Genomic DNA, 25,598 nt, shown 5'->3' with positions numbered 1-25,598 from the left:
TCTCTCCAGTTCGCTGCGGGGCTTCAGTGCAGGTCTTTGCCACAGGTTTCGGGCATGCGCACGAAGGCCACCAGGGTGATCACCGCCATGACCGAGACGTAGACCAGGAACCACTGCTCCTGGCCGCGGCTCTGCAACCAGGTCATCAGGTAGGGCGTGGTGCCGCCGAAGATCGCCACCACCAGGTTGTATGGCAGGCCGATGCCCAGGGCGCGGATATCGGTGCTGAACAGCTCCGACTTGATCGCCGGGGCGATGGCCGAATACAGCCCGTAGAGCAGCAGGCCGAACAGTTCGACGGCGAGGATCGAGGCGAACGAGGCCTCCATGGAGCGCACCACCGGGTAGAGCAGGGCGGCGTAGCCCAGGGCGAAGACGATCAGTTGCGGGCGACGGCCGATGCGGTCGGACAGCCAGCCGAACAGCGGCTGGGAAATCATGAACACCACCAGCGCCAGGCTGCTGGCGGCATAGGCAGTACCCGGCTCCACGCCGAGGCTGCGGATGGCGTGCACCGGCAGGTAGCTGACGAACAGGTAGAAGGCGAAGGCCCCCAGCAGGCTGATGCCGACCAGGCGTCTCACGGCTTCCGGATGCTCGCGCCAGAGGGTGCGCAGCGGCTGCTCGATGCGCTGGCCGCGACGCTGTTCCTGGCCCTTGCGGAAGGCTGCGGTCTCGTCGACACCATGGCGAATCCAGAAGCCGGCGAGGCTGCCCAGGCCGCCGATGAAGAACGGAATGCGCCAGCCGAAGTCAATCAGCTGTTCACGGCTCAGCCATTGGCTCAGCGCCCAGGCCAGGCCCGAGGCGAACAGCAGGCCGAGGGCAATGCTGGCGAAGAAGAAACCCGAGTACAGGCCACGCTGGCTGGCCGGCGCCGATTCGGCGAGGAAGGTCGCGGCGGCACCGTACTCGCCGCCTACCGAAAGCCCCTGGACCATGCGCGCCAATACCATCAGCACGGGTGCGGCGATGCCGATGGTGGCGTAAGTCGGCATCAGGCTGATCAGCAGCGAGGGCAACGCCATCATCAGGATGGTCAGGTTGAGCGCCGCCTTGCGCCCGGCGCGGTCATTGAAAATTCCGATCAGCCAGCCGCCCAGCGGGCGCATGGCGAAGCCGATGGCGAACACCGCGAAGGAGGCGAGCAGGGCGGTGGTCTCGTTGTCCGAGGGGAAGAACTGGTGGCTGAAGTAGAGCGCGAAGGCGGTGTAGACCGTCCAGTCGAACCATTCCACGGTGTTGCCGACGCTGCCGGCGATGATGGTGCGCCAGGCGATGGGCCGGGCGCGGGCAGCCGCGCCCGTTGAAGCGGAGCGATGCGGTTGGCTGAGAAGGTGGGCCATCGGTGTTCTCCATTGTCATTGTTTTGAGAAGCACGGTTTTGAGAAGCACGGTTCTGAGGGGTACGGCTCAGGCTGCGGGCAGGTGGCGACGCAGGAAGGCCAGGCTGTCGCCGCTCTCCCGCAGGGCTGCGCGGCCGATCAGCGGCTGCCAGTGCGCCTCGCTGCCGAAGTCCGCGCGCCAGGCATACAGGCGGCGGGTGTAGAGCTGCAGATCGCATTCCTCGGTGACGCCGATGGCGCCAAAGACGGCATGGGCGATGGTGCAGATGCGCACCGCCGCGCTGCTGCAGCGCGCCTTGGCCACGGCGGCCGGGATGCCCTGCGGCCAGGTCGCCCCGCGCAGCGCCAGTTGCGCCGCCATGCGCGCGGCGAAGACTTCCTCGGCAAGCACGCTGATCTGTTGCTGGATGGCCTGGAAGCCGCCGACCGGCTTGCCGAACTGCTGGCGGGTAGTGGCGTAGTCCAGGGTCAGTTGCAGCACCCGCTCCGCAGCGCCGGCGATCAGCGCTGCGCTGAAGGCCGCGCCAAGTGCGCGCCATTCATGGTCCGGCGGCAGGCGCTGGGCGCTTTCCGGCAGGCTCTGCCAATGCAGTTCCTCGGTGCTGCTGGCGTGGACACCATCCGCCCGCCGTTGCGCGCCATCCACCGGCAATAGCCAGGCGTCTTCCGGCAGCGTCGCCAGTACCCAGCGGGATTGCGCGGCAAACGGCACCGCATGGCAGCGCAGGCCCTGACCAGCGCGTTCGCCATTGGCCAGGGCGATGGGCCCTTCGGGCAGCGCGAGGCCAGCTTCGGCCAGCGCCAGGCGCGCCCACCAGGTGCTGGCCAACGGCAGCGGCAGGGCCGCGCCGCCAGCGGCGAACAGCAGGTGGCAGGCGGTTTCGGCACTGGCCGCCGCGCCGCCGAGGTCCTCGGGCAGCAGCAGGTCGGCGAAGCCGTGTTCGGCCAGCGAGCGCCACAGCCCGTCGGCAGATTCGCCCAGGTCGATGCGGCGCACGCGCTCGGCGCTGACTTCGCCTTCGAGCCACTGGCCGAAGGCGTCGAGAATGAGGTTGTCGAGGCTCATGGGGTTTCCTATCGCAAGCCGAGGCCGCGGGCGATCACGCCGCGGAGGATTTCGCGGGTGCCGCCGCGCAGGGAGAACACCGGGGCCATGCGTTCCAGGTAGGCCAGGGTGCGTTGCAGCAGGTGCGGAACGGCGGCGCCCTGCACCGCGCCCAGCAGGTCGCCGAGCAAGGTCGGGATGGATTGTTCGAAGCTGGTGCCCAGGTCTTTCACCAGTGCCGCTTCCACCACGGGGCTGCGGCCGTCCGCCAGTTGCGCGGCGAGGCTGACCGACAGCGCACGCAGCACCATCAGCTCGCTCAGAAGTTGGCCCAAGAGACGTTCCTGGCCCGCCTGCGGGTGGCTGCGCAGCCAGTCCAGCCAGGCATCGAGCAGGGCAATGCTGGAGTAGATGCGCTCCGGCCCGCTGCGCTCGAAGGCCAGCTCGGCGGTTACCTGTTTCCAGCCATCGCCTTCCTCACCGACTAGTGCCGAGGCCGGCAGCTGCACGTTGTCGAAGAACACTTCGCAGAAGTGCTCGGCGCCAGTGAGGTCGCGAATCGGGCGGATGCTCACGCCGGGCAGGGACAGATCGACCAGCACCTGCGACAGCCCGCGATGGCGGTCCTGGGCGCTGCCGGAGGTGCGCACCAGGGCGATCATGTAGTGGCTGTGCTGGGCGTAGGTGGTCCAGATCTTTTGCCCGTTGAGCAGCCAGCCGTCGGCATTGGCCACAGCGCGGGTGCGCACGCTGGCCAGGTCCGAGCCGGAGTTCGGTTCGCTCATGCCGATGCAAAAGAACTGCTCGCCACGGCAGATCGCCGGCAAGTGCTGGCGCTTCTGCTGCTCGCTGCCAAAGCGCAGCAGCAGCGGGCCGCTCTGGCGGTCGGCGATCCAGTGCGCGGCCACCGGCGCGCCAGCGCAGAGCAGTTCTTCCACCACCACGAAGCGCGCCAGTGGGTCGAGGCCGGCGCCGCCATACTCGCGCGGCAGGGTCAGCCCGACCCAGCCGCGCTCGGCCAGGGCACGGCTGAAGTCGGCGTCGAAGCCTTGCCAGCTGCGCGCCCGCAGGTCGGTGGGATAGTCCCGCAGGCGCTCGGCGAGGAAGCTGCGCAGCTCCTCGCGCAAGGCCTCGTGCCGCGCCGGTAGCGCGCGGAAATCGAGGGCTTCGAGCATCAGCCTTCACTCCGCTCGGGGCGGCCGGCGAGCAGGCGCTTGACCTGGTACTCCATCACCGTTTCCTCGCGCTGGTTGAGCACGAAGACGCGGGAGGTGACCACGGCGCGGTTGTTCTTCGAGGTCGGGCGGACGTCCTCGATCTCCACCACGGCTTCCAGGGTGTCACCCACGACCACCGGGCCTTTCACGCTCTTGTGCAGTTCCAGCAGGGCCAGGCCGGTGCCTTGCAGCATGGTCTGCATGAGGATGCCTTCGATCAGGCTGTAGCTCAGCGCCGCCGGCACCGGGCGACCCTGGATGGCGCCGTTGAAGGTGCTGTCGATGAAAATGACTTCGGCCTGCCCGGTGACGCCGACGAAGCCGATCAGGTCGGCCTCGGTGACGGTCCGGCGGAAGGTGCGGAAACGCTGACCGGCTTCGATCTGCTGCCAGTAGTAGCCTTGCCCGAGGGCGATTTCGTTGTGCGCCATGCACCACTCTCCTGTTGGGATTGTTGTCGTCGAGTGGGGTCAGGCTATGGGCAGGGCTCGTACTCATCCAATATTATTTGGAGAACGATTGATACACATGGAATATCAGTATGGAGCTGCGCCAGATTCATCAGTTCCTCGCCCTGGCCGAGACCCTGAACTTCCGCGAGGCCGCCGAGCGCCTGCACATGTCCCAGCCGCCGCTATCGGTGTCGATCCGCAAGCTGGAGGAGGAGATCGGCCTGCCGCTGTTCGAGCGCACCACGCGCCAGGTGGCCCTCACCGAAGCTGGCGAGGCGGTCCTGCCGGAGCTGCGCAAGGCATTGCTGCACTTGCAGCAAGCGCGGCGCTACGCGCTTGAGGCCGGCGCCGGGGAACGCGGGCAATTGACGCTGGGCTCGGTCGGCTCGGCGACGCTTTCGCTGATCCCTCAACTGATTCCGGAGTTCCGCCGGCGCTATCCGGGGATCGCCCTGGAGCTGCGAGAGCTGCCTTCCAGCGGCGTGCTGGAGCTGGTGGAGAACGGCGGCGCCGATGTGGGGCTGGTGCGTTTCCCGCTGCCGCAGCAGACGGCGTTGAAGCTGATCCCGCTGGTGTGGGAGCCGATGATGCTGGTCGTCCCGCAGGACAGCCCGCTGGCACTGAGCGGGCGCAGCCGCGTGCACCTGGCGGAAGTCGCCGACCAGCCGCTCATCGATTACCCGCACACCGAAGGTCTTCACTACGTGTTGTTACAGCTTTGCCAGGCGGCGGGGTTCGTGCCGCAACTGGTGCATTCCACCACCCAGGTGCAGGCGGCCATCAGCCTGGTGGCGTGCGGGCTGGGCGTGGCGCTGGTGCCGGCGCTGCATGCGCGCAACTCATCGGCGCCGGTGTGCTTCCTCGATCTGGAAACCCCGCACCAGGAACGCACCGTGGCACTCGCTCTGGTCTACAACCCGGACAACGAAAGCCGCGTGGTGCGGCAGTTTCGCGACGTGGCGGTGGAGCTGCTGGCGGCGGAAGGCTAGGGATTGAGCTGTTGCAACGCGGGCGGACGGCGTTGCCGCTCGCCACGTTGACGGCGCAGTTTTGGCAGCAATCCACGCAGCACGCGCAGACCCCGTTCGGCATCGGGTGTGCCGCCGTACAGCAGGCGCAGGGTCCGTTGCAGCTCCGCCGAGTGCACCTGCTGCTGGTGCAGCCAGAGGTAGAGACCATCCAGCCGCGCAGGCCGCTGCTGCAGTTGCCGGTGCAGCCGACGCCAGGCCCGATGTTCAGAATGCCGGTAGCGCTGGCGCAGCCGGCTGACGAGTCGCTGCAGCCATTGCAGGGCTGCAGCGGCGGGCACGGTCAGCCAATGCCAGCCCAGCGCCAGGCCGGCAATCAGCAGCAAGGCGGCCAGCGCGTGCCGCTCGATCCACACCCCCAGTCGATCGCGCCACGCCCCGGGGTTCACCGAAGGCGGTGCTGCAGCCACCTCCAACGCCAGGCCCGGCAGGTGCTCCACGTGCAGTTCGCCGCTGCTGGCTTGCCGCCAGCGCAGCTCCAGCGGCGGCAACTCGACGCGTCCCGCGCGTTCGAGCTGATAGGCGACGCTGTCGACACGCAGCGCGCCATCGCTGTGGCCGCGTCCGTCGTCGAGCTCCTGCAGTCGGACGGGGTTCAGGTACTGGCGGGTGCCTTCCACGGCGGCGAATTCGGCGGGAGGCAACAGCTCCATCGGCGCGCCCTTTACTCGCAGCTCGACGCGGCGTTCCAGGCTGTCGCCCACCTGAAATGCAGCCACGGGCGGTCGCAGAACCTGCTGCAGTTGCACCGAGTCGGCGACCAGGCGGGCGCCGTCGTCCGGTGCGGGAGATACCTCGAAGCTCAACGGCCGGCTGTTGGCGTGAAGCGTGGCCGTGGCTTGCCCGACCTGCACGTTGACCCGGAGCGCGGGAATCTCGAAACGCTGCGCCTGACGGGGCGTGATCCGGTACTGGTAACGCAGGCCAAAGAAGGTCTGCCCGTCACGTTCCACCGTCAGGTGCACAGGGGAGCCGGCTGGCTCGGCCACGCGGGTGCCTGGCAGTTGCAGGGCAGGGAGCTGCGGCGCGGCGGTGAACCAGGTGTCCGTCAGTACGTCGAGTTGCAGCGTCAGCGTCGCGCCAAGACTTGCCTTGGAATCGGGGAGGAGCTGTGCTTCGACGCGCAATTGTGGCCCGTCTGCATACGCGGCAGTGGCGAGCAGCATCAGCAGCAACTGCAGGACCCGCTTCAAGGCCTGTCCTCCCCGATGTGGCTGCCCTGCGCGCGGAACTTGTTGCGCAGGAAGGCGGCGGGCGAGGTCTGCAGGCTGTCCAGCCAGTGCTCGTCGGCCGGTCGTTGGCCCCAGGGCTGGGCAATGCCGCGGCCCTTGTCCGCCGAGTCGTCGATGACTTCATCGTCGCCGCGTTGCTTGGGTGCGTTTTGCGCGGCGTCTTCGCGGTCCTTTTCCAGCGCTTCCACCAGCGCAAGGTTGGCGCGGGCTTCGGGGAAGTCGGTCTTCAAGGCCAGGGCCCGGCGATAGGCTTTGATGGCCTCGGTGAGTCGGTATTGCCGCGCCTGACAGTTGCCCGCATAGAACTGTGCCTCGGCGGTGTCGAGACGGAAGAACAGCGCGAGGGCGCCGGCGTAGTCCGCCGCCTGATAGCTCGCCAGTGCCTTCCAGTAGGGATCGTCGAAGCGCTCGGCGGCCAGTGCCGGGTGCCCATGCTGGAGGGCCCAGCGGCCTTGCTGGTCCGGACTGGCGAAGGCGTCCAGCCAGCTGGCGGCCATGGCGGGCGGGCTTGGCAGGACAACGCCCAGGGCCAGCAGCGCAGCACCCAGCCAGTGGACCCGACAACCACGGCGCAGGCTGAGCAGCACCACCGGGAGCAGTGCCCAGCACAGCCAGTAGCCCACCTCCCGTGAACCGTCCGTGGCCTGCTGGCGGGCCTGGAAGTGCCGCACGGCTTGCCGGCCGATCCAGCGCACGTCGCTGTCGTCCGGGCTCAGTGCGCGCAGGCCGGCATCCAGGGCGCTGGCCAGCTCGGTCAGGGAGGCGGAGCGGCCTGAGGGGGCCGCGCTGCAATCCACCAGCAGCCATTGCAGCGCATCGCTGGCGTGGCGCTGCAGATCGTTGAGTTCGCGCGGGTCAGCATGGTCGGCGAACAGCACCAGGCTGGCGGGCGTGCCGGCTTCCTCCGAAAGGCTCGCGGCCAGCCGCTGGACGCCACGCAGGTCGCTGCCGGGTGTTTCGATCAGGGCGGTGGACAGCGCCTGGACGTAGCTTTCCAGCAGGCCGGGGTCGTCGGTGGGCGGCAGTACCAGGTGTGCGCTGCCGGCATAGGCGATCAGCGCGGTGGGCGCGCCCTGGCGATCCCTGAGCAGATCGCGCAGCTTGCGCTTGGCGGCTTCGAGGCGGGTGGGGCGCAGGTCCGGCGCATCCATGCTGGGCGACAGCTCGACGGCGAGGATCAGCAGGCCGCGATCATCGGCGGAGTCAGTGGCGTGCCCCGGCCAGACTGGGCCGGCAACTGCCACTGCGCCGAGGCAGAGGAACAGCGTCAGCAGGTGTGCGGGGCTGAGCCGGCAAGCGCCGGGCTGATCGAGCAACAGGTGTTGCAGCAGGTGCGGGGCGATACGTTCGGCCAGCCGTTGGCCGAGGTTCTGGTGACGGCGCCAGAGCTGCAGCAGCAGGAGCGCCACGACGATCAGCAGCAGCCAGAGCGGTCGATGGAATGGCATTCAGGCTCTCCGCAGGCTGGGCAGGCGCAAGGCGCCGGCGGCCAGCAGATGGCCGCAGCAGGTCAGCAGCAGGGCCAGGCCCAGCGGCCAGTAGTAGCCTTCATGGCGCGGGCGGGGGCCCAGCCGTGGCTGTGGGTGCGGAGCGCTGCGGTCCAGTTCGGCGTAGACGTCGGCCAGCGCCCGGCTGTCTTCGGCACGGAAGAAGCGTCCGCCAGTGGTCTCGGCCAGGGCTTGCAGGCGCTCGCTGTCGACTTTCTCCGCACCCAGCCCGCGACTGTCGCCGATGGCGATGGCCTGTAGCACTACGCCGCGCTGCACTGCCAGTTCCACCGCGCGCTCCGGAGGAACGGCACTGGCGTTGTCGCTGCCGTCGGTGAGCAGCACGATCTGCTGTGCACGCAGCGCCGGCCCGTCCAGCACGCGCAGGCTCAGGCCGATGGCATCGCCGATGGCGGTGTCCGGCCCGGCCATGCCGATGGCGCTGTCGTCCAGCAGGCGCAACAGGGTCTTGTGATCGAGAGTCAGCGGGGCCTGCACGTAGGCGCCGCTGCCGAACACCACCAGGGCGAGACGGTCGCCGGTGCGCCGGGCAATGAAGTCGTGCAGCACCTGTTTCACCGCCGCGAGCCGGTCCAGCTGGTGGCCCTGGGTGTCGCGATAGTCGCGGGTGGCCATGGATTGCGACAGGTCGATGACCAGCACCAGGTCGCGCGCCGGCTCGATCAGCATCCGCGGCGGTTCATAAAAGGCGGGACGGGCGAGGGCGAGCAGCAACAGGCACCAGTTGAGCGGGCTCAGCCAGCCCTGCCAGCGTGCGGCAGCCTTGCCCAAGGGTGCGTGATGCACGCGGCGCAGTTCGCTGAAGAACGGCACGCGCAATGCCGTGCGCGCCACGCGCTGCTCGGGCAGCAGCCAGATCGCCAGCAGGCCCAGCGGCCACAGGGCCAGCACCCAGGGGTAATCAAGCTGCCACACGGTGAGCCTCCAGCCAGAGGCGCACCTGGGCGAAGAGGGTGTCCCAGTCCGCTTGCGGCCAGTGCTGCAGTTGCGCAGACGGGGCGTAGGCGAGCTGCGCCAGGCGTTCCGCGAGATCGGAAGCCAGCGGCCACGGGCAGTGCCGTTGCAGGAAGGCCTGCCAGGCCGGGCCGTTCAGCGTGGCGAGTTCCCCGTGGCGATTGCGCAGTTCGGGGATCGACAGCGCGCAGCGCTTGAGCAGAGCGGCCAGCTCGCGCCGCTGTTCCGGGGCTCGCTGCGTCAGAAGGTCAAGTTGTGCCAGGGCTTCACGCCGGTACTGCTGGCCGCGCCAACGTCGGTAGCGCTGCAGGCCGAGCAACGCCGCCACGACGATCAGGACCATCAGCAGTACCCACCAGCCCCAGGCCGGCGGCCAGTAGGAAGGCAGCGGCGGCAGTGGCAATTCCTGCAATTGCCGCAGGTCCGGCGTCACGCTGCTCATGCCAGGACTCCGGGGCGCAGCAGTTCGCGGCGCAACTGGTCCAGCGGCGCTTCGGCGGTGCTCAGGCGCAGCAGCGGTACCTGGGCCAGGCGCAGGTGTTCCGCCACGCTGTCCAGGCGACCACGGAGGTAGTCCTGCATGGGATGGCGCACGGCCTTGCGGCGCAGGTCGAGGTCCAGCCAGCCATGGCCATCGCTGAGGCTCAGCGGCGTGTCGCCGTGCAGTTGAAGGGCGAGCGGGTCCTGTACCTGCAAAGCGAGAATCCGGTGGCGCCGACGCAGTTGCTGCAGCAGGTCACGGGTGTGCTCATCGCAGCCCGAGAAGTCGCTGATCAGATACAGCTGCCCGCCACGCTCCGGGCCACTGAGCAGCGTTTCCAGCAACGAGTTCAGCCGCGCGCCGTTCGCCGGGGCGCTATCGGCAGACAGTGCGTGGTTGTGCCGCAGCATCGCCGCGCAGAAGGCGCGAATGCCGGCCGGGTTGCGGGTGGGGCGCAGACGCTCTTCATGGCGATCACCGAACACCAGCCCGCCGACGCGGTCGCCGCCGTGCAGCGCGCTCCAGGCCAGCAGTGCGCCCAGTTCCACGGCGAGGGTGGATTTCAGGTAGCGCCGCGAGCCGAAGAACATGTCCATGCGCTGGTCGACCCAGATCAACGCGGGGCGCTCGCGCTCCTCGCTGAAGCTGCGTACCAGCGGCGTGCCGTGGCGCAGGCTGGCGCGGCTGTCGAGACGCCGCAGGTCGTCGCCGGGGCGGTAATGGCGCAACTCCTGGAAGTCCAGTCCGCGCCCGCGCAGGGTCGAAGCGTGTTGGCCGAGCAGGCTGACGGCGGCAAGGCGGGTGATCCGTGCGCCCAGTCGCCGCGCGGGCATTTCCAGGGCCAGCAGGCGGCCAAGGTCGGCGTAGGCCAGACCGTCGGCGCGGCGCTCAGGCGGGAATGGCGACATGGTCGCGCAGCCGGCAGAGCACGGCGTCGGTATCAATGCCCTCGGCCAGCGCCTCGTAGCTGAGCAACAGGCGATGGCGCAGGACGGGCAGCAGCACCGCGTGGATGTCGTCGGGCAGGACGTGGTCGCGGCCTTCCAGCCAGGCGTGGGCGCGTCCGGCGCGGTCCAGGCTGATGGCGCCGCGCGGGCTGCAGCCAACCTCGATCCAGCGCGCCAGTTGCGCGTCGTAATCGGCGGGGCGGCGACTGGCGCGCATCAGGTCCACCAGGTAACGGTCGATGCTCGGCGCCACTTCGATGGCGGCGACCTGCTCCCGTGCCGCCAATAGAATCTCCGCGTCCAGCGGCTCCACGGCTTCGCGGGCACGAGCACCGCCGCAACCTTCGGCCCGCAGCAGGCGCAGCATGGTTTCCTCGTGCTCGGGCGCCGGGTAGTCGAGCTTGAGTTTCATCAGGAAACGGTCCAGCTGCGCTTCGGGCAGCGGGTAGGTGCCTTCCTGTTCGATCGGGTTCTGCGTGGCGAGCACCAGGTACAGCTCGGGCAGCGGGTAGCTGCGGCCGGCGCAGGTGATCTGGCGTTCTTCCATGGCTTCGAGCAGTGCCGCCTGGACCTTGGCCGGCGCGCGGTTGATTTCGTCGGCGAGGATCAGGTTGCCGAACAGCGGGCCCGGCTGGAACTGGATTTCGGCATGCCCGCCGTGGGCGTGGAGGGTTTCCGCGCCGGTGATGTCCGAGGGCAGCAGGTCGGGAGTGAACTGGATGCGGCTCATCCTGCCGTGCAGGTGTTGCGCCAGGGCCTTGACCGTGCGCGTCTTGGCCAGCCCCGGAAGGCTCTCCAGCAGCAGGTGGCCGTCGGCGAGCAGGGCGATGAGCAGTTGCCGGATCACCGTTTCCTGGCCCAGCACGACGCGGCAGAGGTTGCGCTCCAGGTCCAGGAGCGGAGTGCGAATGTCCAAGAGGGAGCTCCGTGCGATCACGCCTGCGGTTGTACAGCGCGCGGTGAAGCACCACACCCCTCGTAACGGAGGGGTGTGGTGGTGGCTCAGGGCTTGGCGGCGGCCTGTTGCTGCCTGGCCTTCTCGGCGATCTTCTGGTACACGGCCTGCTGCACCTGGTCGATGGTGAAGCTGGCCGGGCGCTGGCTCGGCGGCCAGTCGACGAAGGTCTGCAGGAACTGCGCGGATTTCATGGTGGCGATGCCCAGCAGGTAGGCGTTCTTCACCAGCCAGTCGCTGTACTGGTCGGAGACGATGTCGGCGGTCTCGTACGGGTCCATGCGCAGGTTGAACAGTTTGGGAATCCGCAGGCAGACGAAGGGCTCGCTCCACACCTCGAAGCCGCCGGGCTTGCGCTGCTCGCAGAACACCGCCTTCCAGTCGCCGAAGCGCATGGCCACCAGTTGGCCGTCGTCGTTGAAGTAATAGAACTCGCTGCGCGCGCTCTTCGGGCTCTTGCCGGTCAGGAAGGCGAGCTGGTCGAAGCCGTCCAGGTGGACCTTGTAGCTGGTGCCGCCGGCAACCGGCGCCCAGCCCTTGAGCAGTTTGTCCTTGGCGTCGGGGACGCCGACGGCGGAGAGCAGGGTGGGGAACCAGTCCAGCCCGGAGAACATCCCGTTGGAGACCTGTCCCGCCTCGATGTGCCCCGGCCAGCGGACCATCGCCGGCACGCGGAAGGCGCCCTCGTAGTTGGAGTTCTTCTCGTTGCGGAATGGCGAGGTGGCGGCGTCCGGCCAGGTGAAGCGGTTCGGCCCGTTGTCGGTGGTGTAGATGACGATGGTGTTTTCGGTGAGTTTCAGGTCATCCAGGGTCTTGAGCAGTTTGCCGACGTCGCCGTCGTGCTCGAGCATGCCGTCGGCGTACTCGTTGCCGGGCATGCCGCTCTGGCCCTTCATCGAATCGCGCACGTGGGTATAGAGGTGCATGCGCGTGGTGTTCATCCAGACGAAGAACGGCTTGTCGGCCTTGGCCTGTTTGTCGATGAAGTTGATCGCCGCCTGGGTGGTCTCGTCGTCGATGGTCTCCATGCGTTTTTTGGTCAGCGCGCCGGTGTCCTCGATCTTGCCGTCGGCGTAGGAGTGGATCACCCCGCGCGGGGAGAAGTGCTGGACGAAGGGGTTGCTCGGGTCCTTGGGCCAGTAAGGACGCTCGGGCTCTTCCTCGGCGTTGAGGTGGTAGAGGTTGCCGAAGAATTCGTCGAAACCATGCTTGGTCGGCAGGTATTCATCGCGGTCGCCCAGGTGGTTCTTGCCGAACTGGCCGGTGGCGTAGCCCTGGCCCTTGAGCGCCTGGGCCAGGGTGATATCGCGGTCCTGCAGGCCGACCGGCGAGCCCGGCACGCCGACCTTGGTCAGCCCGGTGCGCAGCGAGGCCTGGCCGGTGATGAAGGTCGAGCGCCCGGCGGTGCAGCTGTTCTCCGCGTAGTAGTCGGTGAACAGCATGCCTTCCTTGGCGATACGGTCGATGTTCGGCGTGCGGTAGCCGACCACGCCCTGGGAATAGGCACTGATGTTGGTCTGGCCGATGTCGTCGCCGAAGATCACCAGGATGTTCGGTTTGTCGGCCGCCTGGGCGCCGGCTCCTGCCAGCAGGCCGACGGCCAGGGCGAGCCGCGGCAGCCAGCTGCGTTTGCGGGTCATAGCACGGTTCTCCGTGATGCTTGTTGTTGTGGTTTGCAGGCCTGGCGCAGGAGGCCGGACACAGGGCGCCATTGAACGCGGCAAGGGGTGGGGTGCAAATCACCCGTTGGGGTGGTTCGCCGGATTGTCGTGAGCGGGCGATGCCCAGGGGTGTTACGTGGGGTATCGCGGGGGCGGCCCGATCCTGGGAAAGGTTCGCGGGGCCGCTGCCGGATTCCGCGAAGAAAAGCCGGAATCACCTGCACGGGTGAGGGCGAAAATCACCTGATCGGGCGGTTTTTGCCGGCTGCGGGCACTGCCAGCATGCGCACTCCAACACCTGGACCACCTGGAGTACCGCATGCCAACAATAACAATGCGCGGACACTTTCGACCGCAGGCGCTGGCCCTGGCCATCGCCCTGGCGAGCGCGCCGTGCGCTCACGCCGTGAATTTCAATATCGGGGAGATCGAGGGGCAGCTGGATTCGTCGGCATCCCTGGGCATGAGCTGGGCCCTGAGCAACCCGGACCCAAAATTCATCTCCAACTACAACGTAGTCGGCGCCAAGGGCAAGGCCGCCTCGCGCACCGCCGATGACGGTCGCCTGAACTTCAGCAAGGGCGACGTGTTCTCGAAGATCTTCAAGGGCACCCACGACCTCGAACTCAAGTACGGCGACTCCGGCGCCTTCCTGCGCGGCAAGTACTGGTACGACTTCAAGCTCAAGGACGAGGACCTGCGCTACTACAACATCGACGACCATGGCCGCGACCAGTCGGCCAAGGCCTCGGGCGGTGAGTTCCTCGACGCCTTTCTCTATCACAACTACCAGCTGGGCGATCTGCCGGGCAACGTGCGCTTCGGCAAACAGGTGGTGAGCTGGGGCGAGAGTACCTTCATCCCAAACTCGATCAACTCCATCAACCCGGTGGACGTCTCGGCGCTGCGCCGCCCCGGCGCCGAGGTGAAGGAAGCGCTGGTGCCGATCCAGCTGCTGTACTTCTCCCAGGGCCTTTCCGAGAACGTCACTGCCGAGGCCTTCTACCAGATCAAGTGGGACAAGACGGTCACCGAGAATTGCGGCACCTTCTTCGCCGTGGACGCCGTGGCCAAGGGCTGCGACGACCGCCTGGTGATCGCCGGTCCGGACTTCGCGCCCAATGATCCGCGTGCCAACGCCGGGAGCATCCTGGATGTGGCGGGCAATCGCGCCAACGCCTACATCCCGCGCACCGACGACCACGAGCCGGGCGACTCCGGGCAGTTCGGCCTGGCCATGCGCTGGTTCCTGCCGGACTTCAACGACACCGAACTGGGCGCGTACGTGATGAACTATCACAGCCGCAACCCGTTCCTGAGCTTCACCCGCACGACCTTTGCCGGTGCCTCCAACGCGCTGACCACCGCCAGCCGTGTGCGCGGCGCCAGCTACTTCGTCGACTACCCCGAAGACATCCGCCTGTACGGCCTGAGCTTCCAGACCAACCTGGCGGGCGTGGCGCTCAACGGCGAGGTCAGCTTCCGGCCGAACATGCCGATGCAGATCAACACCGCCGACCTGAACCTCGCGGCGGTCAACCAGGTCGGCCTGGTCAATGGCGTAGCCACGGCGGTTTCGCCAGTGTTCGTCGACGGCCAGGCGGTCAACGCACCGGGCGCGTCGATCGAAGGCTACAAGCGCCTGCCATTCACCCAGGTGCAGGTCAGCGCCACGCAGTTCTTCGACCAGGTGCTGGGCTCCGAACGCCTGACTCTGGTGGGCGAGGTGGGTTACGACCATATCAGCGGCATCGGCAACTCGGTGGGCGACCTGCGCTTCGGCCGTAGCCCGACCTTCGGCGCCGGCGAGCTGCTCGACCAGTCGGTGTGCGTCGGCACCGCCGCCGGCACCGCCACGGCCAGCAACCCGCAGCAGGAGTGCAACAACAAGGGCTTCTACACCACCAGTTCCTGGGGCTACCGCGTGCGCGGCATCCTCGACTACCCGAACGTCATCGCCGGCATCAACTTCAAGCCGAACATGGCCTGGTCGCAGGACATCAATGGCACCGGCCCGAGCTTCGAGGAAGGCGCCAAAGCCATCAGCCTGGGCGTGGATGCCGACTACCAGAACACCTACACGATGAGCCTGAGTTACACCAACTACTTCGGCGGCGATTACAACACCCTGACCGACCGCGACTACATGTCGGTCAGCGTCGGCGTGAACTTCTGAGCAGGTGAACAGCACATGCAAGCAAAGACAATGATCAAGGGCGCCATCCTCGGCCTCAGCCTCCTGGCGTGCTCGGTGCAGGCCGCCGTCTCCGCGCAGGAAGCGGACAAGCTCGGCAGCGCGCTGACTCCCATGGGCGCGCAGAAGGAAGGCAACGCCGACGGCAGCATCCCGGCCTGGACCGGCGGCCTCAAGCCCGGCGCGGCGAAGGTTGAGAACGGCTTCCTCGGCGATCCGTTCCCCACTGACAAGCCACTGTTCGTGATCACTGCGGCCAACGCCGACCAGTACAAGGACAAGCTCACCGCCGGCCAGCTGGCGATGTTCAAGCGCTACCCGGACAGCTACAAAATGCCGGTCTTCACCACCCGCCGTACCGCCGCGAGCCCGCAGGCGGTGTACGACGCAGTGAAGCAGAGCGCGGTGACCACCCAGGAAGCCAACGACGGCAACGGCCTGGCCAACTTCAGCTCGCACTACTATGCCTTCCCGATTCCGCAGAACGGCGTGCAGGTGATCTGGAACCACATGACCCGCTACCGCGGCAGCAACCAGCACCGTGAGACCGTGCAAGCCACGCCGCAGACCAACGGTTCTTACAACACGGTGAGCATGGTCGAGGACATCGCCTACCCGCAGACGCTGGCCGGCGGTGCCGACAGCAAGCAGAGCGAGAACGTGCTGTTCTACTACAAGCAGCAGGTGACCGCGCCCTCGCGCCTGGCGGGCAACGTACTGCTGGTCCACGAGACCATCGACCAGGTGAAAGAACCGCGCCTGGCGTGGATCTACAACGCCGGCCAGCGCCGCGTGCGCCGCGCCCCGCAAGTGGCCTACGACGGCCCAGGCACCGCTGCCGACGGCCTGCGCACCGCCGATGACCTGGACATGTACAACGGCGCGCCGGACCGCTACCAGTGGAAGCTGGTGGGCAAGAAAGAGATGTACGTCCCGTACAACAACTACCGCCTGTGGTCCACGCAGCTCAAGTACGACGACATCCTCAAGGCCGGGCACATCAACCCCGACCACGCGCGCTACGAATTGCACCGCGTGTGGGTGGTGGAGGCCACGCTGAAACCGGGCGAGCGGCACATCTACGGCACCCGCCGGATGTACGTGGACGAGGACACCTGGTCCATCGTCGCCACCGACCAGTACGACGGCCGCGGCCAGCTCTGGCGTGTGGGCGAGGGCTTCCAGGTGAACGACTACGAGCAGGGCATCTCGGTGTACGCGGTACAGTCGCTGAACGACCTGATCGCCGGGCGCTACATCGCCATGGGGCTGGTCAACGAAGCCCGAAAGGGCGCGCAGTTTGGCGTCAGCGCCGCGATGAACGACTTCACTCCCGCGGCACTGCGCAACGCCGGTATCCGCTGATCCGCGCTGCCTGAAACAGCCCGGCGCCGCGACTCTCGTGGCGGCGCCGGGTCAGGGCTAGTCCTGCGGCTAGTCCGAACGACCGATTGTCCCGCCTCGCCCCGCAATGATCTTCTGACACCCCGACGCAGCACGAACTACAACGATAACGGGTGTCGCCATGTCCAGTTTCCCCGCCATTGCCGCCGCTACGCCGGTCGCCCCGCAACTGCCCCGCGAGCCACTGCTGCACGCCCTGCTGGAGTCGCCCCGGCGCCTGAACCTGCTGTGCGCCCCGGCCGGCTACGGCAAGAGCGCACTGGCGCGCGCCGTGCTGGAACGCCTGCCGTCGAGCTGCGCCCGCGTCTGGCTCGACTTCGCCGGGCAGCCCCTGGCGCTGAGCGCCTGCTGCACCCAGATCGCCCGTCAGCTGGGCTTGATCGACAGTGACCCGGCCAGCGTGCAACTGGCCCTGCAATCGCGCCGGCAACCCCTGTGGCTGGTGCTGGACGACTACCCTCAGGCCGCCGACCCCGAGCTCGACGCCTGGCTGCAGCGCCTGCTCGGTCTCGCAGAAGCACCGCTGTATCTGCTGGTGAGCAGCCGCCAGCGCCCGGCCTGGAACCTTTCGCGCCTGCTGCTGGATGAACGCCTCTGTGAGCTGGGCGCCGCGCGTCTCGCGTTCAGCCGTGACGAATGCGACCTGCTGGCGCTGGGGCAGGGCTACGACGCCGACTGCCGCGAGCGCCTGTGGGCCGCGACCCAGGGCTGGTGCGCTGGCGCGCGGCTGGTGCTCAGCGCGCGCGACGGCGTGCACGCGCCGGGGGAGGTGGCTTCCTGGCTGCGTACTTACCTGTCCCAGGAGCTGCTGGGCCGGCTCGACGCCGAGGCCGGCGCGATGCTCTGCGGTCTTGCCTACCTGCCGCGCTTCAACCGGGAAATCTGCGCGAGCCTGTGGGAAGAGCAGGGCGGCGTGATCTTCGACCGCCTGCAACAGGGGCAGGGTTTTTTCCTCGCCCTGGATGCCGAGGCCAGCTGCTTCCGCCTGCCGCCGCTGGTGGCCAAGGCATTGCAGTGTCACCTGCAGGGCCCGGCGCTGACCCGCCTGCGCCTGCGCGCCTGTGGCGTGCTGGGCCAGGCCGGCTGGCTGGACGAAGCCATCGAGATGGCGCTGGAAGCCGGCCAGCCGGAAGTCGCCGCCGGATACATGGACCGCCTGGACATGGACTGGCTGTTCAGTGGCCGTCACCTCGGCCTGCTGCTGGAGTGGCGCGAGCGGCTACCGGCTACCCTGCTGGAAAGCACGCCACGGCTGATCAGCCTGAACGCCCGCGCGCTGCTGTTCAGCTGGCGGCTGGACGAAGCGCACCAGTGCATCGAGCGCCTGGGCAACTTCCTGCCGCAGCCCCAGGCGCCGCGCAACCGCCGTCTGCTGGCCAACTGGCTGGCCCTGCGTGGCGCGCTGGACGGCATGCACGGTCGCCTCGAACAGGCCCGCGACCACTGCAACGCGGCGCTCGAAGACCTGGAACCACGCGACTGGCGGTCGACCCTGTTGTGCCTGACCACCCTGGCGCGTCTGGACATGGCCACCGGCGCGTTGCCGCAGGCCCGGCGCATCCTCCAGGCTGCGCTGGAGCTGGCGCGGCGCCAGGGCTGCCTGGCCAGCGAAGTGCTGATCGACTTCGACCGCGTGCGCCTGTGCCTGCTGGCCGGCGAGCGCGAACAGGCCCGCAGCCTGCTGGACGCTTGCCGCGAGCGGCTGCCGGCCGGCAGAGAAGGGCATGAATTGCTGCGCGGGCGTCTGGCCTTCCTCGATGGTGAACTGCTGCTCCTGCAGGGCGATGCCATGGCTGCTGCGGCCGCGCTGGAAGGCGGGCTGGGTCTGGCGCGTTCCTGCGCCGATCCTTACATCCTCCACGGCCTGCTGGGCCTTGGCGAAGCGGCCTCGCGCAGCGGCGACGCAGCGTCCGCGCAACGCTACTGCGAGGAAGCCGAACGCCGCATGCACTGCTGGAATGTGCAGCCTGATTGCTACCGGCTGTCGCTGGAAAGCCTCAAGTTGCGCCTGCTGGCGCGTCAGGGCCAATGGCTGCGCCTGCACCACGAGGCGACGGTGCTGGACGGGGAGCTGGAACAGCGTCCGGAGCGGGTCGCACCGCTGCATACGCCATCACTGCCGCAGCGCGTGCGTTACCTGCTGGCGCTGGCCGAAGCCGGCTGTGGCCGGATCGACGCCGCGCGGGCCCGTCTGCTGCAGTTGCGTGAAGAGTGCCAGGCCCTCGGCTATCAGGCGTTGGCGGGTGAGACCGAACATGCCTTGAACAGCCTGCGGGTCGAGATCGCCCCAGAGCGCCTGCCCAGCCTGTTGCCGACGTCCAGCGGCGAGGCCGAGGACAGCGCCCACGGCCTCACCACGCGGGAAGTGGCCGTGCTGCGTCTGCTCGCCGAGGGCCTGTCGAACCAGGAGATCGGCAACAGCCTGTTCATTTCGCTCAACACCGTGAAAACCCACGCCAAGAAGATCAACCTCAAGCTCGGCGTGCGCCGGCGCACCCAAGCCATCGTCCGCGCCAAGTCACTGGGGCTGCTCGGTTGAGCCAGCCTCCTGCATGCCGCGCAGCAGGTCCACCAGTGCGCGGGCACAAGCCGGCAGGGCCTCGCGGTCGCGCAGCAGCACGCTGCGTTCGCGCACCACCCAGGGCTCGTCCAGCGGCAATATGCGCAGGTTCATGGTGCGGCGGTGGCGGATGGCGGCCGTCTCCGGAATCACGCCGATGCCGACCCCGGCCTCGACCATCCGGCAAATGGCTTCGAAGCTCGCTACCTGGATGCGCAGGTTGAGGTCGCCTCCCATGCGCTCGACCCGTTCGCGCAGGAAACTCTGCAGGGTGCTGCCTTCATGCAGGGCGATGTGCGGGTAGTCCAGAGTGTCGGCGAGGGTCAGGCGTGGCAGGGCGCACAAGGGATGGTCGGGCGCTACCGCGAGCACCAGCCGGTCCGTGCTGAAGTGAACGATCTGCAGGCCTTCGGCGCGCACCGGGCCGGCGACTATCCCCAGGTCCGCCGAGCCGTCGAGGATGGCGCGGACGATGTCGCGGTTCAGCCGCTCCTGCAGGTCGACGCTGACACCGGGGCGCTCGGCGAGGAAGTCCGCCAGCAGTTCGGGGAGGAATTCGGTGACCGCCGTGGTGTTGGCGAAGATGCGGATGTGCCCGACCTGGTCGCCGGCCTGGCCGCTGAAATCGCTTTTCAGGTGGTCCACCTGGCGCAGGATCAGGCGCGCGTGCTGCAGCAGGCGCTGGCCCGCCGGGGTCAGCTCGACGCCACGATTGTCGCGGTAGAGCAGGCGGCAGTCGAGTTGGCCTTCCAGCGCCTTGATCCGCGCGCTGGCGGCGGCCGCCGAGAGATGGGCGCGGCGGGCGCCCTGGGTCAGGCTGGGAGCTTCGGCGATGTGCGCGAAAAGCCGCAGGTCGGCGAGGTCGAAATGCATGGGGCGGTTCTCCGCGAAGCGACCAACAGCGGCGCTAGGCTTGAAGTGTGGAAATGGCGTTAGGCATTGCCTAACGCTGGATTATGAAAATGTGGATTCGACGAACGCAAGCCCTGTTGCATGCTCCGTTCATCAAACCTGCCAAGAGGTCCGCAATGAGCGATTCACCCTACGCCGACTGGATCGGCCGCTCCCAGGAGCGCGAGGAAGAACTGAGTACGCTGCTGGTCCGCCGTCTGGCCGTGACCCTGGCCGAAGACGCCCCGGCTGCCGGCGAGGCGCTGCCGCCGCTGTGGCACTGGATGTTCTTCCAGGATGAAGTGACCGAGCCGGGCCTGGGCGCCGACGGCCATCCTGCGCGCGGCGGCTTCCTGCCTCCGGCCGATGGGCGCAACCGCATGTGGGCTGGCGGCCGCCTGGAGTTCCACGAGCCGCTGCGTGTCGGCGGCGTGGCGAAGCGCACCACCACCATCGTGAATGTCGAGGAAAAGCACGGCCGCACCGGCTCGCTGCTGTTCGTCACCCTGCGCCACGAATTCGCCCAGGACGGCCGCCTGGCGTTCAGCGAGGAGCAGGACATCGTCTACCGCGAGCCCACTCCGCCCAAGCTCACCAGCGGCGATGCACTGCCCGCCGGCGACTGGAGTGAAGCAGTAGAGCCGACGCCGATCCTGCTGTTCCGCTACTCCGCGCTGACCTTCAACGGCCACCGCATTCATTACGACTGGCCCTACGTCACCGAGGCCGAGGGCTACCCCGGCCTGGTGGTGCACGGCCCGCTGATCGGCACCCTGAACCTGCGCGCTTTCTGCCGCGCCAACCCCCAGGTACGCCTGCGCCGCTATGCCTACCGTGGCCTGCGTCCGCTGATCTGCCCCGAACCGTTCGAAGTCGGCGGCCGCCTGAGCGGTCCCGGCAAGGCTGAAGTCTGGGCCGGCAACGGCGCCGGCATCGCCCAGCGCGGCGAAGTGGAATTCGACTGACCGCACCTTTCCCGGTGCCTCCAACAAGAAAGACATGAGGTGTTTCGATGACGTCCACCCCCGAAGAACTCCAGGCCATCCGTGACGGCGTGCGCGCCCTGTGCGCGGAGTTTCCCGCCGAGTACTGGCGCAAGATCGACGAAGAGAAGGGCTTCCCCGAGGACTTCGTCCGCGCCATGACCGAAGCCGGCTGGCTCTCGGCGATGATCCCGGAAGAATACGGCGGTTCGGGCCTGGGCCTGGCCGAAGCCTCGGTGATCCTCGAGGAGGTGAACCACTGCGGCGGCAACTCCGGCACCATCCACGGGCAGATGTACAACATGTTCACCCTGCTGCGTAACGGCAGCGCCGAGCAGAAGGCCTACTACCTGCCCAAGCTCGCCAGCGGCGAACTGCGCCTGCAGTCCATGGGCGTCACCGAGCCCACCACCGGCACCGACACCACCAAGATCAAGACCACCGCCGTGCGCCAGGGCGACAAGTACGTGATCAATGGCCAGAAGGTGTGGATCTCGCGCATCCAGCATTCCGACCTGATGATCCTGCTGGCCCGCACCACGCCACTGGCCGAGGTGAAGAAGAAGTCCGAAGGCATGTCGATCTTCCTCGTCGACCTGCGCGAAGCCATCGGCAACGGCCTGACCGTGCAGCCGATTGCCAACATGGTCAACCACGAGACCAACGAGCTGTTCTTCGACAACCTGGAGCTGCCGGCCAGCAGCCTGATCGGCGAGGAAGGCAAGGGCTTCAAGTACATCCTTGACGGCCTCAACGCCGAGCGCACGCTGATCGCCGCCGAGTGCATCGGCGACGGCCGCTGGTTCACCGAGAAATCCGCCCAGTACGCCCGTGACCGCGTGGTGTTCGGCCGTCCGATCGGGCAGAACCAGGGCGTGCAGTTCCCCATCGCCGAGGCGCATATCGAGATCGAGGCTGCCGACCTGATGCGCTGGCGCGCCTGCCAGGAGTACGACAGCGGCAAGAACGCCGGCGCCGCCGCCAACATGGCCAAGTACCTGGCTGCCAAGGCCAGCTGGGAAGCGGCCAACGCCTGCCTGCAGACCCACGGCGGCTTCGGCTTCGCCAACGAGTACGACGTCGAGCGCAAATTCCGCGAGACCCGCCTGTACCAGGTGGCGCCGATCTCCACCAACCTGATCCTGTCCTACGTGGCCGAGCACCTGCTCGAACTGCCGCGCTCCTTCTAAGCCGGGACGAGAAGAACAATGAACAATACCCACGCTCTTGCCGAGTTCCTTGCCGGCCTGCGCTACGAAGACCTGCCCACGTCCGTGGTCGAGTACACCGAGGAGCTGTTCCTCGACTGGCTCGGCTCGGCCCTGGCCAGCCAGAACCGCCACCCGATCCCGCTGTTCCAGCGCTACGCCCAGCGCATGGGCCCGGCCAGCGGTAAAAGCCGCGTGCTGGTGGACAGCAGCTCGACCTCCGCGTACTTCGCCGCGCTGGTCAACGGTGCCAGCTCGCACCTGGTGGAGCAGGACGACCTGCACAACAGCTCCGTGCTGCACCCGGCCACCGTGGTCTTCCCGGCGGCCCTGGCTGCGGCGCAGGAGCTGGGCAAGTCCGGCCGCGAACTGATCCTCGCCAGCGTCGCCGGCTACGAGGCCGGCATCCGCATCGGCGAGTTCCTCGGTCGCTCGCACTACCGCATCTTCCACACCACCGCCACGGTCGGCACCCTGGCCGCCGCAGTGGCCGTGGGCAAATTGCTGGGCCTGGACAGCCGGCAGTTCGTCAACTGCCTGGGCAGCGCCGGCACCCAGGCCGCCGGGCTCTGGGAGTTCCTCCGCGACGCCGCCGACTCCAAGCAGCTGCACACTGCGAAAGCCGCCGCTGACGGCCTGCTCGCCGCCTACCTGACGGCCGATGGCCTGACCGGCGCGCAGAACATTCTCGAAGGCGAGCAGGGCATGGCTGCCGGCATGTCCAGCGACGCCGACCCGAGCCGTCTGGTGGACGGCCTGGGCACCCGCTGGGCGCTCTGCGAGACCTCCTACAAGTTCCACGCTTCCTGCCGCCACACCCATCCTGCCGCCGATGCGCTGCTGGGCCTGATGCAGCGCGAAGGGCTCAGCCATGGCGACATCGCCAAGGTCACCACCCGCGTGCACCAAGGTGCGATCGACGTGCTCGGCCGCGTAGTCGTGCCGCAGACCGTGCACCAGGCGAAGTTCTCCATGGGCACCGTACTCGGCCTGATCGCCGTACACGGCAAGGCCGGTCTGGTGGAGTTCGAGGAATTCTCCCTGGACGATGCCCAGGTGGCGGCGTTCCGCGAGAAGGTCAGCATGCAGCTCGATGCGGAAGTGGACGGTGCCTACCCGCGGCGCTGGCTGGGCCGCGTCGACGTGCTCACCACCGACGGCCGCCAGCTGCACGGCGCCATCGATGAGCCCAAGGGCGACCCGGGCAACGGCCTGAGCCGCGCCGAACTGGAGGACAAGTTCCGCCGCCTGCTGGCCTTCGCCGGCCAGCGCAGCCAGGCCGAGGCGGATCGTCTGGTGCAGGCCAGCTGGGCTCTGCACCAGTTGCCAAGCCTCGACGTCTTCCACTGAGTCTGCTGCGGGCGGCCAGTCCGCCCGATTCTTCCGAAGCAAGCGCGTCGGCCAGCCGGCCGGCGTCTGGAGTTGCCCATGAGTTCGCGTCCCCTCGACGGCATCACCGTCGTCAGCCTGGAACACGCCATCGCCGCGCCGTTCTGCACCCGTCAGCTGGCCGACCTCGGCGCCCGCGTGATCAAGGTCGAGCGCCCCGGCGTCGGCGACTTCGCCCGTGGCTATGACGAGCGCGTGCGCGGCCTGGCCTCGCATTTCGTCTGGACCAACCGCTCCAAGGAAAGCCTGTCCCTGGACCTCAAGCAGGAACCGGCGCAGGCCGTGCTGGAGCAACTGCTGGAAACCGCCGACGTGCTGGTGCAGAACCTCGCGCCGGGCGCCGCCGCGCGCCTGGGCCTGTCGTTCGATGCGCTGCACGAACGCTTCCCGCGGCTGATCGTCTGTGACATCTCCGGCTACGGCGAAGGCGGCCCCTACGAACAGAAGAAGGCCTATGACCTGCTGATCCAGAGCGAGAGCGGCTTCCTCTCGGTGACCGGCGGGCCCGGCGCCGACGAGATGGCCAAGGCCGGCTGCTCGATTGCCGACATTTCCGCCGGCATGTACGCCTACAGCGGCATCCTCTCCGCGCTGCTGCTGCGTGGCCGCACGGGAGAGGGCAGCCGCGTCGAGGTGTCGATGCTCGAGGGTATGGCCGAGTGGATGGGCTTCCCCATGTACTACGCCTTCGAAGGCCAGTCGCAGCCGCCGCGCGCCGGCGCTGCCCACGCCACCATCTATCCCTACGGGCCGTTCCCCACCGGCGACGGCGGCAGCGTCATGCTCGGCGTGCAGAACGAGCGCGAGTGGAAGCTGTTCTGCGAAGTGGTCCTGCAGCGTCCGGAGCTGGCGGTCGATCCGCGTTTCACCGCGACCAGCCTGCGGGTGGCCAACCGCGACGCCCTGCGTGGGCTGATCGTCGAAGCCTTTGCCAGTCTTGGCGCCGAACAGGTGGTCGGACGCCTGGAGCAGGCGCAGATCGCCAACGCCCACGTCAACGACATGCGCGGCCTGTGGCAGCACCCGCAGCTGGCCGCCCGCGATCGCTGGCGTGAGATCGACAGCCCGGCCGGCCGCCTGCCGGCGCTTTTGCCGCCGGTGAACAGCAATGCCTACGCGCCGCGCATGGATGCCGTGCCTGCTTTAGGTCAGCAGACGGATGACCTGCTGCAGGAACTGGGTTATACCCCCGGTGATATCCAGCGCCTGCACGAGCAGGGCGCGGTATGACCCAGGAGAACCCAATGATTCAGCAAAGCCCGGCGGATTCCATCGTGCGAACCGCGCTGTTCGTTCCCGGCAGCCGCCCGGAGCGTTTCGCCAAGGCCCTGGCCAGCGGCGCCGACGCGGTGATCGTCGACTTCGAGGACGCTGTCGAGGCCTCGCTCAAGGCCCAGGCCCGCGACAATCTGGAAGCCTTCCTCGGCGCCAATCCGGAGGCCCGCGTGCGGGTGCGGGTGAATGCCGCTGGCGATCCGGAACAGGCCGCCGATCTTGAACTCTGCCGGCGCCTGCCGGGCGTCATCGGCATCCTGCTGCCCAAGGCCGAGCGCGCCATGCAGGTGCGTATCGCCGCGTCCTGCGGCAAACCGGTGTGGCCACTGATCGAGAGCGCCCGTGGCCTGCTCGCACTGGGCGAAATCGCTGCCTGCGAGGGTGTGGAACGCCTGACCTTCGGTGGCCTCGACCTGGCGCTGGATATCGGCATGAGCAGTGGCACCCCGGCTGCCGCGGTGGTCTACGACCAGGTGCGCCTGAGCCTGCTGCTGCATTCGCGGGTGAACGACCTGCAACCGCCGCTGGACACCGTGTTCCCCGCGTTCGACGACGCCGAAGGCTTCGCCGCGACCATCCGCCATGGCCGCGACCTCGGTCTGCTCGGCGCGCTCTGTATTCATCCGAAGCAGGTCGGTGTTGCCCATGCGGCGCTGGCCCCGAGTGCTGACGAGCTGGACTGGGCGCGCCGAGTGGTGGATGCGGCCGAGAGCGGCGCGGCGGCCTTCCAGGTCGACGGGCAGATGGTCGATGCGCCGGTGCTGGGCCGCGCCCGGCGGTTGCTGGCCAGCGCTGGCGACTGACGGCCTTTTTATGGCTCTCTGAAATTCCGCGCCTGGGTTTTCCCTCTCCCTAACCCTGGCTACGC

At 68.0% G+C, this 25,598-nt stretch carries 21 protein-coding genes; 9 read left to right on the top strand and 12 right to left on the bottom strand.

The features are described from left to right. Positions 1-23: 23 nt before the first annotated feature. From IB256_RS28760 to IB256_RS28745, 4 genes are all read right to left on the bottom strand, one after another. Entirely contained in the window at positions 24-1,346 is a 1,323-nt protein-coding gene (locus IB256_RS28760) for an MFS transporter (protein ID WP_192404836.1), read from the bottom strand. A 67-nt stretch (positions 1,347-1,413) separates the two neighbouring features. Then, on the bottom strand, positions 1,414-2,412 hold the full coding sequence (locus tag IB256_RS28755) for an acyl-CoA dehydrogenase family protein (RefSeq protein WP_192404835.1): 999 nt from the start codon (positions 2,410-2,412) through the stop codon (positions 1,414-1,416). An 8-nt stretch (positions 2,413-2,420) separates the two neighbouring features. Beyond that, entirely contained in the window at positions 2,421-3,569 is a 1,149-nt protein-coding gene (locus IB256_RS28750; protein WP_412547979.1) for an acyl-CoA dehydrogenase family protein, read from the bottom strand. After that, the gene (locus IB256_RS28745) at positions 3,566-4,039 is read right to left on the bottom strand and encodes a MaoC family dehydratase (RefSeq protein WP_192296012.1); all 474 of its coding nucleotides are present in this window, start codon (positions 4,037-4,039) and stop codon (positions 3,566-3,568) included. Before IB256_RS28745 ends, IB256_RS28750 begins: the two co-directional genes overlap by 4 nt. 110 nt (positions 4,040-4,149) lie before the next feature. Between IB256_RS28745 and IB256_RS28740 the strand changes: the two genes are divergently transcribed. Beyond that, the gene (locus IB256_RS28740; RefSeq protein ID WP_192296011.1) at positions 4,150-5,049 is read left to right on the top strand and encodes a LysR family transcriptional regulator; all 900 of its coding nucleotides are present in this window, start codon (positions 4,150-4,152) and stop codon (positions 5,047-5,049) included. On the opposite strand, the gene IB256_RS28735 is transcribed toward IB256_RS28740, so the two are convergent. From IB256_RS28735 to IB256_RS28705, 7 genes are all read right to left on the bottom strand, one after another. Next, positions 5,046-6,281 carry a BatD family protein gene (locus tag IB256_RS28735; protein ID WP_192404833.1) on the bottom strand — a complete coding sequence of 412 codons (1,236 nt, stop codon included), beginning with the start codon at positions 6,279-6,281 and terminating at the stop codon, positions 5,046-5,048. The two genes, IB256_RS28740 and IB256_RS28735, sit on opposite strands and share 4 nt — an antisense overlap. After that, positions 6,278-7,768, bottom strand: coding sequence for a VWA domain-containing protein (locus IB256_RS28730; RefSeq protein ID WP_192296009.1), 1,491 nt, complete (start codon positions 7,766-7,768; stop codon positions 6,278-6,280). Before IB256_RS28730 ends, IB256_RS28735 begins: the two co-directional genes overlap by 4 nt. Then, positions 7,769-8,743, bottom strand: coding sequence for a VWA domain-containing protein (locus IB256_RS28725; RefSeq protein WP_192404832.1), 975 nt, complete (start codon positions 8,741-8,743; stop codon positions 7,769-7,771). Further along, positions 8,730-9,224 (bottom strand): DUF4381 domain-containing protein, encoded by a 495-nt coding sequence (locus IB256_RS28720; RefSeq protein ID WP_192296007.1) that lies wholly within the window; start codon positions 9,222-9,224, stop codon positions 8,730-8,732. Before IB256_RS28720 ends, IB256_RS28725 begins: the two co-directional genes overlap by 14 nt. After that, complete coding sequence (locus tag IB256_RS28715; protein WP_192296006.1) at positions 9,221-10,171, bottom strand: DUF58 domain-containing protein; 951 nt, start codon at positions 10,169-10,171, stop codon at positions 9,221-9,223. The genes IB256_RS28720 and IB256_RS28715 overlap by 4 nt, the downstream gene beginning before the upstream one ends. Further along, entirely contained in the window at positions 10,152-11,126 is a 975-nt protein-coding gene (locus IB256_RS28710; protein ID WP_192296005.1) for an AAA family ATPase, read from the bottom strand. The genes IB256_RS28715 and IB256_RS28710 overlap by 20 nt, the downstream gene beginning before the upstream one ends. An 86-nt stretch (positions 11,127-11,212) precedes the next feature. Continuing rightward, positions 11,213-12,805: an arylsulfatase gene (locus IB256_RS28705; RefSeq protein WP_081520382.1), complete on the bottom strand. Its 1,593-nt coding sequence runs from the start codon at positions 12,803-12,805 to the stop codon at positions 11,213-11,215. A gap of 340 nt (positions 12,806-13,145) precedes the next feature. Here IB256_RS28705 and IB256_RS28700 point away from each other — a divergent pair, with 340 nt between their 5' ends. The 3 genes from IB256_RS28700 to IB256_RS30730 all read left to right on the top strand — a co-directional run bounded on the left by IB256_RS28700 (position 13,146) and on the right by IB256_RS30730 (position 18,963). Beyond that, positions 13,146-15,002, top strand: coding sequence for a DUF1302 domain-containing protein (locus tag IB256_RS28700; RefSeq protein ID WP_192296003.1), 1,857 nt, complete (start codon positions 13,146-13,148; stop codon positions 15,000-15,002). Positions 15,003-15,017: 15 nt separating this feature from the next. Next, the gene (locus IB256_RS28695) at positions 15,018-16,385 is read left to right on the top strand and encodes a DUF1329 domain-containing protein (RefSeq protein ID WP_192296002.1); all 1,368 of its coding nucleotides are present in this window, start codon (positions 15,018-15,020) and stop codon (positions 16,383-16,385) included. Between the two features lie 160 nt (positions 16,386-16,545). Then, on the top strand, positions 16,546-18,963 hold the full coding sequence (locus IB256_RS30730; protein WP_225602008.1) for a LuxR C-terminal-related transcriptional regulator: 2,418 nt from the start codon (positions 16,546-16,548) through the stop codon (positions 18,961-18,963). Here IB256_RS30730 and IB256_RS28685 read toward each other — a convergent pair. Then, entirely contained in the window at positions 18,943-19,857 is a 915-nt protein-coding gene (locus tag IB256_RS28685) for a LysR substrate-binding domain-containing protein (RefSeq protein ID WP_192296001.1), read from the bottom strand. The two genes, IB256_RS30730 and IB256_RS28685, sit on opposite strands and share 21 nt — an antisense overlap. Positions 19,858-20,012: 155 nt before the next feature. Here IB256_RS28685 and IB256_RS28680 point away from each other — a divergent pair, with 155 nt between their 5' ends. From IB256_RS28680 to IB256_RS28660, 5 genes are all read left to right on the top strand, one after another. Next, complete coding sequence (locus IB256_RS28680) at positions 20,013-20,840, top strand: MaoC family dehydratase N-terminal domain-containing protein (protein ID WP_192404831.1); 828 nt, start codon at positions 20,013-20,015, stop codon at positions 20,838-20,840. A 47-nt stretch (positions 20,841-20,887) separates the two neighbouring features. Continuing rightward, positions 20,888-22,048: an acyl-CoA dehydrogenase family protein gene (locus IB256_RS28675; protein WP_081520377.1), complete on the top strand. Its 1,161-nt coding sequence runs from the start codon at positions 20,888-20,890 to the stop codon at positions 22,046-22,048. 18 nt (positions 22,049-22,066) lie between these two features. Further along, positions 22,067-23,416 (top strand): MmgE/PrpD family protein, encoded by a 1,350-nt coding sequence (locus IB256_RS28670; protein WP_192404830.1) that lies wholly within the window; start codon positions 22,067-22,069, stop codon positions 23,414-23,416. A 78-nt stretch (positions 23,417-23,494) separates the two neighbouring features. Continuing rightward, positions 23,495-24,685 (top strand): CaiB/BaiF CoA transferase family protein, encoded by a 1,191-nt coding sequence (locus IB256_RS28665; protein WP_192404829.1) that lies wholly within the window; start codon positions 23,495-23,497, stop codon positions 24,683-24,685. 14 nt (positions 24,686-24,699) lie between these two features. Then, positions 24,700-25,533 (top strand): HpcH/HpaI aldolase/citrate lyase family protein, encoded by an 834-nt coding sequence (locus tag IB256_RS28660; RefSeq protein WP_192295997.1) that lies wholly within the window; start codon positions 24,700-24,702, stop codon positions 25,531-25,533. Positions 25,534-25,598: the final 65 nt, after the last annotated feature.

This window comes from Pseudomonas sp. PDM17 (assembly GCF_014851985.1).
In the GTDB taxonomy this organism is placed as follows: domain Bacteria; phylum Pseudomonadota; class Gammaproteobacteria; order Pseudomonadales; family Pseudomonadaceae; genus Pseudomonas.
The sequence above is the reverse complement of the archived record's forward strand: the minus strand, read 5'-3'. Positions and strand labels throughout refer to the sequence as shown.

Excerpts from the sequence above, each read along its gene's own strand:
- IB256_RS28660 (WP_192295997.1), top strand. The coding sequence starts at position 24,700 with ATGATTCAGCAAAGCCCGGCGGATTCCATCGTGCGAACCGCGCTGTTC.
- IB256_RS28675 (WP_081520377.1), top strand. The coding sequence starts at position 20,888 with ATGACGTCCACCCCCGAAGAACTCCAGGCCATCCGTGACGGCGTGCGC.
- IB256_RS28680 (WP_192404831.1), top strand. The coding sequence starts at position 20,013 with ATGAGCGATTCACCCTACGCCGACTGGATCGGCCGCTCCCAGGAGCGC.
- IB256_RS28720 (WP_192296007.1), bottom strand. The coding sequence starts at position 9,224 with ATGAGCAGCGTGACGCCGGACCTGCGGCAATTGCAGGAATTGCCACTG.
- IB256_RS28760 (WP_192404836.1), bottom strand. The coding sequence starts at position 1,346 with ATGGCCCACCTTCTCAGCCAACCGCATCGCTCCGCTTCAACGGGCGCG.
- IB256_RS28755 (WP_192404835.1), bottom strand. The coding sequence starts at position 2,412 with ATGAGCCTCGACAACCTCATTCTCGACGCCTTCGGCCAGTGGCTCGAA.
- IB256_RS28705 (WP_081520382.1), bottom strand. The coding sequence starts at position 12,805 with ATGACCCGCAAACGCAGCTGGCTGCCGCGGCTCGCCCTGGCCGTCGGC.
- IB256_RS28730 (WP_192296009.1), bottom strand. The coding sequence starts at position 7,768 with ATGCCATTCCATCGACCGCTCTGGCTGCTGCTGATCGTCGTGGCGCTC.
- IB256_RS28700 (WP_192296003.1), top strand. The coding sequence starts at position 13,146 with ATGCCAACAATAACAATGCGCGGACACTTTCGACCGCAGGCGCTGGCC.
- IB256_RS28745 (WP_192296012.1), bottom strand. The coding sequence starts at position 4,039 with ATGGCGCACAACGAAATCGCCCTCGGGCAAGGCTACTACTGGCAGCAG.
- IB256_RS28665 (WP_192404829.1), top strand. The coding sequence starts at position 23,495 with ATGAGTTCGCGTCCCCTCGACGGCATCACCGTCGTCAGCCTGGAACAC.
- IB256_RS28670 (WP_192404830.1), top strand. The coding sequence starts at position 22,067 with ATGAACAATACCCACGCTCTTGCCGAGTTCCTTGCCGGCCTGCGCTAC.
- IB256_RS28695 (WP_192296002.1), top strand. The coding sequence starts at position 15,018 with ATGCAAGCAAAGACAATGATCAAGGGCGCCATCCTCGGCCTCAGCCTC.
- IB256_RS28715 (WP_192296006.1), bottom strand. The coding sequence starts at position 10,171 with ATGTCGCCATTCCCGCCTGAGCGCCGCGCCGACGGTCTGGCCTACGCC.
- IB256_RS30730 (WP_225602008.1), top strand. The coding sequence starts at position 16,546 with ATGTCCAGTTTCCCCGCCATTGCCGCCGCTACGCCGGTCGCCCCGCAA.
- IB256_RS28685 (WP_192296001.1), bottom strand. The coding sequence starts at position 19,857 with ATGCATTTCGACCTCGCCGACCTGCGGCTTTTCGCGCACATCGCCGAA.
- IB256_RS28740 (WP_192296011.1), top strand. The coding sequence starts at position 4,150 with ATGGAGCTGCGCCAGATTCATCAGTTCCTCGCCCTGGCCGAGACCCTG.